Annotated in this window: 10 protein-coding genes; 7 read left to right on the forward strand and 3 right to left on the reverse strand. The window is 71.7% G+C overall.

Going from position 1 to position 13,357, the window contains the following annotated elements; genetic code table 11:
- The first annotated feature begins 18 nt into the window (after positions 1 to 18).
- A complete protein-coding gene (locus AB0O15_RS34865) occupies positions 19 to 921 on the forward strand; it encodes a DUF3500 domain-containing protein (protein ID WP_364327727.1) in 903 nt (300 codons plus the stop codon).
- Here AB0O15_RS34865 and secA2 read toward each other — a convergent pair.
- Together secA2 and AB0O15_RS34875 are read right to left on the reverse strand one after the other, a co-directional pair.
- Positions 918 to 3,209, reverse strand: coding sequence for an accessory Sec system translocase SecA2 (gene secA2 / locus AB0O15_RS34870; RefSeq protein ID WP_364327730.1), 2,292 nt, complete (start codon positions 3,207 to 3,209; stop codon positions 918 to 920). The two genes, AB0O15_RS34865 and secA2, sit on opposite strands and share 4 nt — an antisense overlap.
- A 16-nt stretch (positions 3,210 to 3,225) precedes the next feature.
- Positions 3,226 to 4,950 (reverse strand): ABC transporter ATP-binding protein, encoded by a 1,725-nt coding sequence (locus AB0O15_RS34875; protein WP_364327733.1) that lies wholly within the window; start codon positions 4,948 to 4,950, stop codon positions 3,226 to 3,228.
- Positions 4,951 to 5,057: 107 nt separating this feature from the next.
- On the opposite strand from AB0O15_RS34875, the gene AB0O15_RS34880 reads away from it, so the two are divergent.
- The 5 genes from AB0O15_RS34880 (at position 5,058) to AB0O15_RS34900 (ending at position 10,442) form a co-directional block, all read left to right on the forward strand.
- Entirely contained in the window at positions 5,058 to 5,759 is a 702-nt protein-coding gene (locus AB0O15_RS34880; protein WP_364327736.1) for an ATP-binding protein, read from the forward strand.
- A gap of 659 nt (positions 5,760 to 6,418) precedes the next feature.
- Positions 6,419 to 7,084: a hypothetical protein gene (locus tag AB0O15_RS34885; RefSeq protein WP_364327739.1), complete on the forward strand. Its 666-nt coding sequence runs from the start codon at positions 6,419 to 6,421 to the stop codon at positions 7,082 to 7,084.
- Between the two features lie 39 nt (positions 7,085 to 7,123).
- Positions 7,124 to 7,576, forward strand: a complete 453-nt coding sequence (locus tag AB0O15_RS34890) for a hypothetical protein (protein WP_364327742.1) — start codon at positions 7,124 to 7,126, stop codon at positions 7,574 to 7,576.
- A gap of 487 nt (positions 7,577 to 8,063) precedes the next feature.
- Complete coding sequence (locus AB0O15_RS34895) at positions 8,064 to 8,657, forward strand: hypothetical protein (protein ID WP_364327745.1); 594 nt, start codon at positions 8,064 to 8,066, stop codon at positions 8,655 to 8,657.
- Between the two features lie 1,263 nt (positions 8,658 to 9,920).
- Positions 9,921 to 10,442, forward strand: a complete 522-nt coding sequence (locus AB0O15_RS34900; protein ID WP_364327748.1) for a hypothetical protein — start codon at positions 9,921 to 9,923, stop codon at positions 10,440 to 10,442.
- 28 nt (positions 10,443 to 10,470) lie between these two features.
- Here AB0O15_RS34900 and AB0O15_RS34905 read toward each other — a convergent pair whose 3' ends face one another.
- A complete protein-coding gene (locus AB0O15_RS34905; RefSeq protein ID WP_364327751.1) occupies positions 10,471 to 11,712 on the reverse strand; it encodes an SGNH/GDSL hydrolase family protein in 1,242 nt (413 codons plus the stop codon).
- A 109-nt stretch (positions 11,713 to 11,821) separates the two neighbouring features.
- Between AB0O15_RS34905 and AB0O15_RS34910 the strand changes: the two genes are divergently transcribed.
- Positions 11,822 to 13,294, forward strand: coding sequence for a glutamate--cysteine ligase (locus AB0O15_RS34910; RefSeq protein ID WP_364327754.1), 1,473 nt, complete (start codon positions 11,822 to 11,824; stop codon positions 13,292 to 13,294).
- Positions 13,295 to 13,357 lie beyond the last annotated feature (63 nt).

Raw genomic sequence — 13,357 nt, forward strand, 5'->3', positions numbered from 1 at the left:
GAAGGTTATCTTCGGCAGGTGGCAGACGATGTGGCGGGCCCCGCGGCGGCGTTCCTGGCGGCCCTGGACGAGCAACAGGCGGCGGTGGCCCGGCGGCCGTTCGGGGACGGGCAGCGGCGCTGGCTGGAGTACCGGCCGGAGCCCCGGCCCGGCCTGCTGCTCGGCGACATGGGCCCGGTGGCCCGCAAGGCCGCACACCGGCTGCTCGCGACCGCGCTCGCTCCCCCGGCGTACGCGCAGGCCATGGCCGTGATCGCGCTCGAAGAGGTGCTCGACCGCCGGGAGAACTGGGTCCGCGGCCGGCATAGCGACGACTACCGGGTGGTGATCTTCGGGACGCCCGGCGACGACCGGTGGGCCTGGCGGTTCGAGGGGCACCACCTGTCCGTGACGATCACGGTGGTGGACGGCGTGGTGTCGCCGGCGCCGATCTTCCTGGGCGCCAATCCGGCCCGGGTCGACCTGGCCGGCCGCCCGGCGCTCCGGCCGCTGGGCGTCGAGGAAGACCTGGGCCGCGCGATCCTGCTCGGGCTGCCGCCGGCCCAGCGCGACCGGGCGATCGTGAACGACCAGGCGCCGTACGACATCTACTCCGGCCCGCGGCCGTCCTCGTCCCGACTCGAGCCGGTCGGCCTGCCTCGTCGCGATATGCCGGGAGCTATCGGAAACATGCTTGATGAGCTCGTGGAGATCTACCTCGGCCGCTCGGCATATCCGTTAAATACGGATAATCTCCATTTCGCGTGGGAGGGGCCGCCCGGACCCGGCATCGGGCACTACTACCGGATCCAAGGCGACGACCTGCTCATCGAATTCGACAACACCACGGCCGACGGCAACCACGCGCACACCGTGCTGCGCCGCCCGCGCGCGGAGTTCGGCGGCGACCTGCTCGCCGAACACCACGCCCAGGGGTCCTAGTTACCGCTCGAGGTGAGGCGCCGGCCGACCGCCGCGATCAGGCGGTCGAGCTCGGAGCCGAACGGGTTGTCGTGCACCAGGTAGGTCCAGGTGGCGCTGGGCCGCACGAGATCGGCGCGGTCCGGCTGCCAGCCGTCCGACAGGTCGACCTCTTCGAAGGTCGCCAGGGTGCGCGCCTCGATCTCGGTGAAAACCTTCTGGAACGCCGGTACGGCCGCCCGGTGGAACTCGTCCAGCGGGTCGAGCTTGCCCAGCGCCCGCAGGTGCACACCCTCGCGGACCTCGGACAGCTCGGCCAGGTGTTCGGCCCAGAGCCGGTCGAGGTGGAACAGCGCGATCGACCGGGCGGCGTCGGAGAGCACGTCCTCGTCGATCTCCTTGGCCTTCTCGGGCGACCGCTCCAGCAGCATGATCGCCGCCACCTCGGAGGTGAGCAGGCGCTCGCGGCGCTCGGCCAGCGCCACCCGCTGCTGCTCGATCACCACGCTGTAGCGCCAGGTGTTGCGGTGGATCTCGTGGTTCACGCCCTCGGCGACCCGCTGGGCGTGCTCGACGGCGTACTCCACCGCGTCGTCGTGCACCACGCCGTCCATGTCCATCCGCGGCGAGGCCGGCAGGATGTCGCCGGCGTGCCGGGTGACCAGGTTGTCCTCCAGGCTGACGAAGAACACCGAGCCGCCCGGGTCGCCCTGCCGGCCGGCGCGGCCACGGAGCTGGTCGTCCACGCGGCGGCTGTCGTGCCGGCCGGAGCCGATCACGTACAGCCCGCCGAGCTCGACCACCTTCTCGCGGTCCTTCTCGTCCGAGCCACCCAGCCGGATGTCGACGCCGCGACCGGCCATCTGGGTCGACACGGTGACCGCGGCCAGCGCGCCCGCCTCGGCGATGATCGCCGCCTCTTCCGCGTCGTTCTTCGCGTTCAGCACGTTGCTCGGCACACCGGCCGCCGCCAGCTGCTTGGCCAGCAGCTCGGACGCCTTCACGTCCAGGGTGCCGATCAGCACCGGGCGGCCCTTGTCGTGGGCGATCTTGATCTCTTCGACCAGCGCCTCGTCGCGCATGTCGTGCGCCGAGTAGATGCGGTCGGGCTCGTCCTCACGGATGTTCTCGGTGTTCGGCGGGATCACCGCGACCTCGAGGCCGAAGTACTCGCGGAGCTGCTCGCCGACGTGCACCGCGGTCGCGGTCATGCCGCACTTCGTCTTGTACAGCGCGATGAACGCCTGCACGGTGATCGTGTCGAGGACCTCGCCCTCGGCCGTCGCGGTGAGGCCCTCCTTGGCCTCGACCGCCGCCTGCAGGCCGTCGGGCCAGCGCCGCCGCTGGGCGACCCGGCCGCGCATCTCGTCGATCAGCTCGACCGTGCCGCCGCGCACGATGTAGTCGACGTCGCGGCGGAGCAGCGCGTGGGCGTGCAGCGCGACGTTCACCGCGGACAGGTGGGCGACCTGGTCGTCGGCGTACAGGTCGATGCCGAGCTTCTCCTCGAGCTTCTTCAGGCCGGCGTCGGTGAAGGCGACGCTCCGCGCGTCGTCGGCCACCTCGTAGTCCTTGCCGGCCTTGAGGTCACGGACCAGATCGGCCGCCTCGTGCACCGGGTCGGCCTCGGTGGCCAGGCTGCCGGCCAGCACCATGGGCACGCGGGCCTCGTCGATCAGGATCGAGTCGGCCTCGTCCACGATGCACGTCGCGAGGTCGCGCTGCACCCGGTCGGCCACGTCGGTGACCAGCTGGTCGCGCAGGTAGTCGAAGCCGGACTCGGACACCGACACGTAGGTGACGTCGGCGCCGTACGCCTCGCGTCGTTCCTCCGGGGTGGACGATTCGGTCACCCAGCCCACGGTCAGGCCGAGCAGGGTGAAGACCGGTTCCATCCAGGTGGCGTCGCGGCGGGCCAGGTAGTCGTTGACGGTGAGGATGTGCACGGGGCCGTGGCCGGTGCGGACGTGGCCGTACGCGGCGATCGTCGCGGTCAGGGTCTTGCCCTCACCGGTGGCCATCTCGGCGACCTTGCCCGAGAGCAGCGCCATCGCGCCGAGCAGCTGCACGTCGAACGGGCGCTCGTCGAGGGCGCGGCGGGCGGCCTCACGTCCGACGGCGCAGATGTCGGTGAAATCGGTGGCCTCGGCGGCCTTCGCGGTCAGCGCCTCGTCGTCCAGTTCCTTCAGGTCGTCCTCGAGCGCCTCGATCGCGGGGAGCCGCTTCTCGAACGGCGCGAGATCGACCGTCGTACCCGGACGCTGCAAGAACTTGCGGAACCGCTTCTTCAACCGCTGCGACACACCCATGGCCGGTTACGGTACTTCACTTTCCTGGACGGATGGTGTCGACTCCCGGCACCAGCAGTTGTTGTGTGGCCAGCTCGCGATAGAGCGGGCTGGTCACGAGCAGTTCGTCGTGCGAACCGGTGGCCACCACCCGTCCCGCCTCCAGCACGACGATGACGTCCGAGTCGATCACCGTGCTCAGCCGGTGGGCCACCACGAGCAGGGTTCGATCATGGGCCGCGGCGCCGATCGCGCCGCGCAGGGCGGCCTCATTGCGGGCGTCGAGGTTGCTGGTGGGCTCGTCCAGCAGGAGGATGGGCGCGCCGCTGAGCAGGGTACGGGCGATGGCGAGCCGTTGTCGTTCGCCGCCGGAGAGCAGCACCCCGCCCTCGCCCACCTCCGTGTCGAGCCCCTCGGGGGTCCGGTCCAGCAGGCCCGAGAGGTTGACCTCGGCCAGGGCCCGCCGCAACCGCTCGTCGTCGGCGTCCGGCGCGGTCAGCAGCAGGTTGTCGCGGAGGGTGCCGGCCAGCACCGGCGCCTCCTGCTCGACATAGCCGAGCATTTCTCTCAGAGAGTTTCGAGGCAGGTCGCGGATGTCGACGCCGCCGACCTGGACGACGCCGCCGGTGACGTCGTAGAAGCGCTCGATCAACTGGAGGATCGTCGACTTGCCGGCGCCGCTGGGCCCGACGAGCGCGACCCGGGTCTTCTCCTCGACGGTGAAGCTGACGTCGTTCAGAACCGGCGTCTCGCCGTACGCGAAGGTGACGTCCTTGAATTCGATCTTTCCGCCGTTCGCGGTTTGTCCGGTTCGGTCGCTGGAATCCTCGGTCGGCAGCTCCAGGATCTCCTCGATCCTTCGCAACGCGCCCAGCCCGGTCTGCACCTGGGTGTACGCGTTCAGCGCCTGCCCCAGCGGCTGCACCAGGAAGAACAGGAACAGGATGAACGCCACCAGGTCGCCCACGCCGATCGCCCCCGACGCCACCCGCGCCCCGCCCGCCCCCAGGACCAGCAGGAAGGCACCCTGGATGGCGGCGTTCGCGGCCGGGACGATGGCGGCGCGCAGGCGCGCGACGCGTACCCCCGCCTCGAAAGCCCGCTCCGCACCCACCCCGACCGCCTCGGTCTCACGCTCCTCGGCGCGGCTCGCGCGGATCGTGCGCGCCGCCGAGATCGCCCGCTCCACCGCCGAGGTCATCTCGCCCAGCCGGGCCTGAGCCTCCTCCGACAGCGGCCGGATCCGCCGCGACACCACCATGGCGATCGCCATGCCGATGCCCAGCGCCACCACCGCCACCCCGAACAGCACCGGGTCGAGCACGATCATCGCGATCGTCGCACCGACCCCCATCACCAGGCCGGCCACCAGCTCGAACAGCCCCGACGTCACCACAGCCCGGAACAGCGTGGTGTCGGCGCCCATCCGGGACAGCAGGTCACCGGTGCGGCGGCGGTCGTACTCGGCGATCGGCAGCCGCAGCAGATGGGCCGCGAGCCTTCTCCGCGTCGTCAGGACCAAACCCTCGGCGGTGCGCTGAAGCAGGTAGTCGCGGGCCGCGCCCAGCCCCGCCCCGATGATCAACAGGCCGGTGAGCAGCCAGACCGTGGTCGCGATCGGCTTCCGGTCGGTCAGCCCGTCCAGCAGCTCCCGGATCAGCACCGGCTGCGCCAGCGTGGCCAGCGCGCCGACCAGCGACAACGCCGCCACCACGGCCAGCGTCGCGCGATGCCGGCGCAGGTAGGGCAGCAGCGCCTTCATAGGGCCTTCACGAGCTGAAGGCTAGTTGGTTTGCGCATCGTCCCCTTGGTTTGCGCATCGTCCCCGCCGGGCACGTTCACGCGGCAGTTGACCATCGGAGGAACAACTTGGCGAGCCAGCTGGTCTGTCGGCCGGAGCGGGACCTGCCGGTGGCGGTCCTGCGCGTCCGCGGCCGCGTGGACGAGGAGACCGGCGAGGCGCTGCGGGTGGCCGTACGCCGCTGCCTGGCCCCCCAGCCCGAGGCGTTGCTCATCGACCTGGCCGGCACCGACCTGGCCACCCTCGGCGTGATCCCCGACCTGGTGAGCGACACCACCGAATGGCCCAACGTGCCGGTCATCCTGTGCGGGGCCACCCGGCACGACGTGGTCCACCCCCAGATCGGGTACGCCGACACGGTCGCGAAGGCGATGGCCGAGATCGCCGACGAGCCCGAGCCGCGCCGGATCCGCGTCCGCTTCCGCCCCGTCCCCGACGCCTGCCGCCAGGTTCGCCACCTGGTCGTCCAGACTTGCTCCGCCTGGCAGCACAGCGAGGCCGCGTCGACGGCGTCCCTGGTCGCCACCGAACTGGTGGCCAACGTGGTCCGGCACGCGCACACCACGATGGAGTTCACCTTCGGGATCCGCGACAACCGCATCTGCCTGACCGTCCGCGACGGAAGCCGGCGCCTCCCGAGGCCGTCCGAGCCCGGGGTGACCGAGACCGGCGGGCGCGGGTTGCGCCTGGTCCGGGCGTTGACCCAATCGTGGGGCGTCCATCCCTACGCCGACGGGAAGGTCGTCTGGACCCACCTGGGTCTGGCCTGAGCCGTCTCAGCGCTGCCGTCTCAGCGCTTCCGCCTCAGCGCTTCCGCCTCAGCGCTTCCGCCTCAGCGCTCTGGGAAGCCGCTCGGTCCCTGCTCTTCCACGCCTTCCTCGCCCTTCACGCGTTTTTCGGTTGGCGCCGAGGCGCGTCGAGGCAGTCCGCTGGGTGCGGCTTCAGGATCATCAGACCCATTCCCCGGTACGCCCGGAGCGCCGCTCCCCGCGCCGGACAGCCCCGACGGGGCCCCGTTTTCCTGACCCGGACGCGAGCCGACCAAGCCGGCCAGCCCTGATGCCACGCTCGCCAGCCCCGACGGCGCGCCGGCCCCGAACTGAGCGGGCTGGTCCGCCGCCGCCTCTCCCGCCGCCGCCGTCGTCGCTGCCGCCGCCGCCGTCGCTGTCCCGCCGCCGGCTGACCCCAGTCCCGGATAGCCCGGGCCGGCGTTGCCAGGCTGCTGCCCCGCGAAGCTCGGCCCGGCGTTCCCGCCCTGGGACCCGGCGTTCCCGCCCTGGGGCTGGTTGGCCATGGGCCGGTTGAGCTGCCCCATCTGAGGCGGCTCCAACGGCGGGCGGTTGGGGTTGATCGGCGCGGTGGTTGCCTGCTGCCCCAAGGCCACCTCCCCTGGCCCACCCGGCCCAACACCGTGACCCGGCGTCGCACCATGACCACCGAGCTCAACACCCTGACCGGATCCAGCGCCGTGACCGCCCGGCCCACCAGCATGACCCGGCCCTACGCCGTGACCGCCCGGCCCACCAGCATGACCCGGCCCTGCACCGTGACCGCCCGGCCCACCCACGCCTGGACCCGACCCGCCCGGACCAGCACCATGCGCACCCAACCCGGCCGCGCCGCCCTGACCTTGGCCGGCTACCGCTCCCTGGCTCGGACCCGGCTGCTCCATGGGCCGGTTGAGCTGTCCCATCTGCGGCGGCTCCAGCGGCGGGCGGTTGGGGTTGATCGACTGCAAGCCGCCTCCGCCTGGAACCGGCTCCCCCGGCCGCCCGAATCCGCCCTGGCCCGGTTGCCCGAGAGCCCCGCCTTGTCCACTGTGTCCAGAGGTGAAGCCTTGCTGGCCGGCTCCTGGTCCGCTTGGCTGAGCCGGGCTGGCGCCGCCCAGCTGCGACTGCCCTGGGCCGACCGGCGGCGCTTGTCCAGGCCCGCCGGGCTGAGGCTGCCCCGCACCGCCCGACTGGAACTGACCCGCACCGCCCGACTGGAACTGACCCGCACCGCCCGACTGGAACTGACCCGCACCGCCCGGCTGGAAGTGACCCGCGCCGCCCTGGCGAGACTCGCCAGAACCACCAGGCTGGAGCTGACCTGAACCGCCGGGCTGAGACTGGCCGGAGCTACCCGATTGGGTGTGTTCGGTGCCCGACTGACCGAGGGCCGGCTGGCCTGGGCCCGACGCTGCCGGCTGGCCGAAGCTTGGACCAGCAGGCTGACCGAGACTTGGCTGCCCCAAACCCGATGCAGCCGGCTGCGGGCTGGTGGCCTGGCCGGGCCCAGGCAGGCCCTGCGGCCCGGACTGGGCGCCGCCCGGCTGACCCCACTGCGGGGCAGCGGACTGGCCCATCGACGAGGCGCTGCCAGGCTGGTTGAACTGTCCAGCAGGAGCTTGGGAAGCCTGACCCGGCTGACCAACCGCCGGTCCATTCATTCCCGGCTGCCCCGGCACGTTCTGACCCGGACCGCCAGCCTGGCCCGGCCCAGTCAGACCAGGACCACCAGGCTGACCCGGCCCAGTCAGACCAGGACCACCAGGCTGACCCGGCCCAGTCAGACCAGGACCACCAGGCTGACCCGGCAAGGCTGAACCCGGTCCGCCGGGCTGTCCTGGGGCGGTCAGGCCGGGACGGGCCGGCTGGCCTGCGGTGGGGTGGCCTGGAGTGGTTAGGCCGGGCTGCCCGGACGCGCTCTGCGGCGCAGGGCCGGGCGTTGCGGGCTGGCCCGGGTGGTTCGGCGCCTGCGACGGATCTGAGGGCAGGACCGGGTGGGACGTTGCGGCCTGGTTGGGCGTTGGCCAGGTTGCCGGAGGGCTCGCGGAAGGGCGGGCTGTGGGGGTGAACTTCGGGGCGTCCAAGGGGCGGTTCTGGCGGTCGAAGATCGGCGGGCCCAGGAGGAGTGGGTCGATCTCCTGGGTTTCCCGTTCGGCCATGGCCTGAGGTTCGGTGGGGCGGGTGTGCTCCAGGGCCTCAGCGCGGTCGGTGGACGGCGGCTCGGGGTGGGGAGCTGAGAAGGAGAGGCCGCTCGGCTCGTTCTCGGACGGGAACGGAGCGTTGGGCTCGCTGGGGATTGGCTTGGTGGCGCTCGGCTGGTTGGAGGCGCTCGGCTCACCGGCGGATGTTGGGCCGCTCGCGGTGCGGAGGATGCCTGGGGTGGTGGCGTGGCTGGGGTCGGTGGCTCGGGACTTCTTTAGTTCGGCTTCTACGGTGCCGGGAGCCAGGGTCTTGGTCGGCCGCTCCGTGGTGGCGTTGGATGCGCTGGGAGCCGTCGAGCCTGCGGCTGGCGATCCACTGCTGGATGTTGAGCCGGCATCCGGCTGGAGGCTGGTTGCCGATCCGGTGGCGGCGCCGGGCACGGAAGTGATGCCCGCCTTCTCTGCCGAGGCCGCGTCGGGCGAGCCGACGCTGTGTGTGGTCGATGTTCCTGCACTGGCGGCCGCGCCCGGACCCGCGCCCGGACCCGCGCCCAAGCCGGATCCCGCGCCGAAGCTCGGGGCCGCGGCTACGCCCGACCCACCTGGCCCGTCCGGCACTCCCGATCCGCCCGATCCTCCTGACCCGCCGGGCACTCCCGACCCGCCCAGCACTCCCGACCCGGCCAATCCGCCCAAGGCCGATCCGGCGCCAAAGCCCGGTGCTGGGGCCGAGCCGCTCTCGGCATTTGGCCGGTGATCCGGCCCGGATCCGGACCTGGATACGTCACGTGGGCCAGAGCCGGAACCAGGCGCCTGCGCAGCCTGACGCTCACCCACCGCGCCTCGCGCAAGGTCGGACCCGGGCGCGGAGCCAGAACCAGCGGCAGGCCCAGACGATGAACCATAAGAGCCGAAGCCAGACGTGGCGAGCGTGGAGTCTGCGCCTGACGCGAGGCCTGAACCGGACGCGGAACCCACGCCCGAGTCAGAGCCCGGCCCGGAGCTGGAACCCCGACCCGAACCCGACCCGGAACCCGGACCCGACGCAGAGCCGGGCGCCGACCCGGAACTCAGACCCGATGCGGACCCGGGAATCGACGCGGAGCCGGTGAGCGGGGTGGAGCTGGTGAGCGGGGTGGAGCCGGTGAGTGGGGTGGAGCCGGTGAGCGGGGTGGAGCCCGAGGCGGGCCCGGGGGTGGTGCCTGGCGCGGACCCGGCGGTGGAAGGCGAGGCGGTGGTGGGCGTTGAGCCGGGTACGGAAGGCGTCTCGGCGGCGGCCGCGGCGGCTCCGGGTGGGGCGGTGAAGGAGACGCCGGTGGGGTGGCCGGCGCCCTGGGGGCCGGCTGACGGGAGGTCCTGGCCCAGGGGCGTGCGGCCGCCCAGGGCCTGGTGGCGGGCGGCGTCGATGAGGCCGGAGGACTCGGCCAGGCCGGCGGCGAAGAGGACCTCGGCGGCGGCTCGGCCGGAAGGGCAGGGCAGGGGCTCGCCGCAGACGGGGCAGATGGTCATGCCCTCGCGGGGGCCGGCGCCCTGGGCGTGTGCCTCGAGCATCTCGCGGGCGGTTCGCGCCAGCACGCTGTCCGGTTTGACGATCGTTGCCATGCCCTGTGTCCCCCGTCGGATGCCTCGGTGCGCTGCCCGGCCCGGCGCACGTCGAGGTCAAGTTCACCGCCTCGCGTCGGCGCGCGTGCCCGTTTCGGCCAATCGGTAGCCACACGACGGACTCCGGCCCCACCGGCGAAAGCGCCAGGACCGCCCCCACGAGCAGCCCCGGCGGCGGAGCACACGAAAACCAACCAGGTGGCGGTGAGACCAGCCGAGGAATGAGCGCGCGGGGGTGACCCCGCGGGACGACCCGGCGGTGGGCGCGCGGAGCGGGACCAGCGACGGCGGCGGGGCCCGGATGGCGGGACTTCTCAGGCGGGCGTACCCGAATCAGCCCTTGAACCGTCAATTCACTCACTGCGATGAATCGGTGACTCTCCGTACGATGGACGAACCCCCCAGGAGGTGATCCCCCATGGATGACACCGAGCTGTACCGCGAGCAGATCCTCCGGCACGCCACGCCCGTCATCACCGGGCGCTTTGTTGGCTTCGGCGCCTCGTACACCCGCGCGATCAAGGTGGGGCAGCCGCTGGTGCTCGCCGTGTTCGTGGCGGCCACAGTGGCGCGGCTGATCGGGGCGCTGATCCGGCTCAAGGGGGTGCACCGGAGCCTCAAGGATCTCAAGACCGGTCCGGAGTTCCTGGTCACCCCGGTGCGGCTGAGGGACGATCTGGGCCAGGTGTACGAGGTGGAGATGCACGGGCATCTGGCCGCGTCCGCGCTGCACCGTGGCGACCTGGTGCAGCTGCGCACCCAGGCTCAGGACGATCCGACCCTGCCGGTACGCCTGATGACCCTGCTGAACCTGACGACGATGCAGCCGCTGACACCGCGCATCCCCACGATGTGGTCGCATATCGGGCCGGCGTTGCTGATCCAGGCCGCGCTGGGCGTGACGCTGGCCGTGGTGGCCATCGCGGCCTGGATCAGCTGACTCAGAGGCGTCCGAGCGATCAGCCGACTCAGAGCCGCCCGAGCGGCACCACGCGGGCCATGGCCAGGTCGCCGGCGTCGTTCGGGTGCAGGTGGTCGCCGCTGTCGTAGGCGGGGAGCATGCGCGACGGGTCGGCCGGATCGCGGGTGGTCGCGTCGAAGTCGGCCAGGGAGCCGGCGAACGTGGTGCGGATCCACTCGTTGACGGCCACCCGGGTCGCCTCGAGCTCGGGCGTCCACGTGCTCCAGCCCCGGAACGGCATGATCGTGGCGCCCACCACCCGGAGGCCCTGATCGCGCGCCTGGGTGGTGATCTGCTCCAGCCCGGCGATGATCTTCGCGGGGTCGGTCTGGTGCGGGTCCTGCTGGATGTCGTTGACGCCCTCGAAGATGATCACGCTTCGGACGCCGGCCCGGAGCAGCACGTCGGACGGCAGCCGGTTCTGGGCGCTCTCGCCGCAGCCCTGGTAGATCGTCCAGTTGGGGTAGCCGCAGTCGAGCAGCACCCGGTTGCCGCTGATGCCGGAGTTGGCGATGCCGTAGTCGGGCTGCGGGCCGTTCGCCAGGCGCCGGGCCAGGTAGTCGGTCCAGCGCCGGTTGGCGTTGAAGGTGGACGTGACACCGTCGGTGATCGAGTCGCCGAGCGCGACCACGGTGCCGGGGCCGCCGGACACGTCGACGCCGCTGAGGTAGTGCCAGACCTGGGTCCGTTCACCGAACGCGGCGGCCGACTCGTCACCGGCGTGGTCGGCCGGGCCGCGGCTGAACACCGAGTCCTGCATCGCCGCCGGGTGGTAGGTGACGGTGCCGGACGGCTCCGGGGTCCAGACGCTGACCAGCAGGTCGCGGTCGGCGCCCACTTTCAGCGCCACCGGGTCGCTGATCGCGTCGGCGCCGGCCGGCACGGTGAACGACGCGCTGCCGCCGAACAGCACCTCGCGCATGGTGCCGGGGGCGGCGGCGCCGTCGCTCTGGTCGATGGTGCCGTCCCACTGGCCGCCCCGGTGCGCGGAGACGGCCACCGTGACGTGGCCGAACAGCACCGGCTTGGTGCCGTAGCGGTTGGACAGGTGAATCCGCACCTTGTTGCCGCCCACGGTGGTATGGACGACATTGCGGATGGTGAAACCGGCGTACCCCTGCTGGACGCCGCCGACTGCGGCGGCCGGGGCGGTTCCCCACGCGGTGGTCCAACTGGTGGGAGAAAGGCCGGGGGCGGGAGCGGGCAGAGCGAGGACGGAGAGGGCCGCAGCTGCGGCGATGAAGTGCATAGTGACGAGTTTCGATGTCTTCAGGAGGGTTTGTAAAGGTGGCGTACGCGGTAACGGGGTTGTTTGATGGGTCCAGGCACGGCGCTGCACGCGAGAGGCGGTAACCCCGGTGGGTGAAGAGGTCGAGCAGCGCGTGTTCACCCGGGAGGACCGCGCCAAGTATCGGCAGAAGATCCGGCGCAGCCTGGACGTGTTCGCCTCGATGCTGCGCGAGGCGCGGTTCGAGTTCGAGCGCCCTCTGACCGGCATGGAGATCGAGCTCAATCTGATCGACACGAACGCTGACCCGGCGATGCGCAACGCCGAGGTGCTGGGTGCGATCGCCGACCCAGACTTCCAGACCGAGCTCGGTCAGTTCAACGTCGAGATCAACGTGCCGCCGCGGCGCCTGGCCGGCGAGGAGAACGCCGATCTGGAGCGTACGCTGCGGGCCAGCCTGAACAACGCCGAGGAGCACGCCCGCTCGGTCGGCGCCCACATGGTGATGATCGGGATCCTGCCGACCCTGCGCCGCGAGCACATGACCGCCGACGCGCTGTCCGCCAACCCGCGCTACGCCCTGCTGAACGAGCAGATCTTCGCGGCCCGCGGCGAAGATCTGGACATCCGCATCGACGGCGTCGACCGCCTGTCGGTCACCACCGACACCATCGCCCCCGAGTCGGCCTGCACCAGCACCCAGTTCCACCTGCAGGTCAGCCCCGAGGAGTTCGCGTCCTACTGGAACGCCGCCCAGATCATCGCCGGCGTGCAGGTGGCGCTCGGGGCCAACTCGCCGCTGCTGTTCGGCCGGGAGCTGTGGCGCGAGACCCGCATCCCGCTGTTCGAGCAGGCCACCGACACCCGGTCCGAGGAGATCCGGGCCCAGGGCGTACGCCCACGGGTGTGGTTCGGTGAACGCTGGATCACGTCGGTGTTCGACCTCTTCGAGGAGAATGTTCGCTACTTCCCCGCCCTGCTGCCGATCTGCGACGACGACGATCCGGCCGAGATCCTGGAGCGCGGCGACACCCCTGAGCTGTCCGAGCTGCGCCTGCACAACGGAACGGTCTACCGCTGGAACCGCCCGATCTACGCCGTGGTCAAGGGCCGCCCGCACCTGCGCGTCGAGAACCGGGTGCTGCCGGCCGGCCCGACCGTGGTCGACACGATCGCCAACGCCGCCTTCTACTACGGCCTGATCCGCGTGCTGGCCGAGGCCGAACGCCCGATCTGGACCCAGATGTCGTTCAGCGCCGCCGAGGAGAACTTCCACGCCGGCGCCCGCCACGGCATCAACGCGTCCATGTTCTGGCCCGGCCTGGGCTACGTGCCGGTGACCGAACTGGTGCTACGGCGCCTGCTGCCCCTGGCCCGGGAAGGTCTCGACCGCTGGGGCGTCTCGGCGGCCGAACGCGACCGCCTGCTGGGCATCATCGAGCAGCGCTGCCTGACCCACCGCAACGGCGCCACCTGGCAGGTCGAGACGCTCCACAAACTCGAGACCGACGGCCACTCCCGCCAGGAGGCCTTGCACGACATGCTGCGGCGCTACCTGCCGTTGATGCACGAGAACAAGCCCGTCCACGAGTGGCCCGTCTGAAAGTCAAGATCGATGTCGTAGCTCGGCGGGTGGCGCCGACCGTCGCTCCCGCCGAGGGTCGCT

The organism is Actinoplanes sp. NPDC089786 (assembly GCF_040684855.1).
In the GTDB taxonomy this organism is placed as follows: Bacteria; Actinomycetota; Actinomycetes; order Mycobacteriales; family Micromonosporaceae; genus Actinoplanes.

Excerpts from the sequence above, each read along its gene's own strand:
- AB0O15_RS34905 (WP_364327751.1), bottom strand. The coding sequence starts at position 11,712 with ATGCACTTCATCGCCGCAGCTGCGGCCCTCTCCGTCCTCGCTCTGCCC.
- AB0O15_RS34885 (WP_364327739.1), top strand. The coding sequence starts at position 6,419 with ATGACCACCGAGCTCAACACCCTGACCGGATCCAGCGCCGTGACCGCC.
- AB0O15_RS34900 (WP_364327748.1), top strand. The coding sequence starts at position 9,921 with ATGGATGACACCGAGCTGTACCGCGAGCAGATCCTCCGGCACGCCACG.
- AB0O15_RS34875 (WP_364327733.1), bottom strand. The coding sequence starts at position 4,950 with ATGAAGGCGCTGCTGCCCTACCTGCGCCGGCATCGCGCGACGCTGGCC.
- secA2 (WP_364327730.1), bottom strand. The coding sequence starts at position 3,209 with ATGGGTGTGTCGCAGCGGTTGAAGAAGCGGTTCCGCAAGTTCTTGCAG.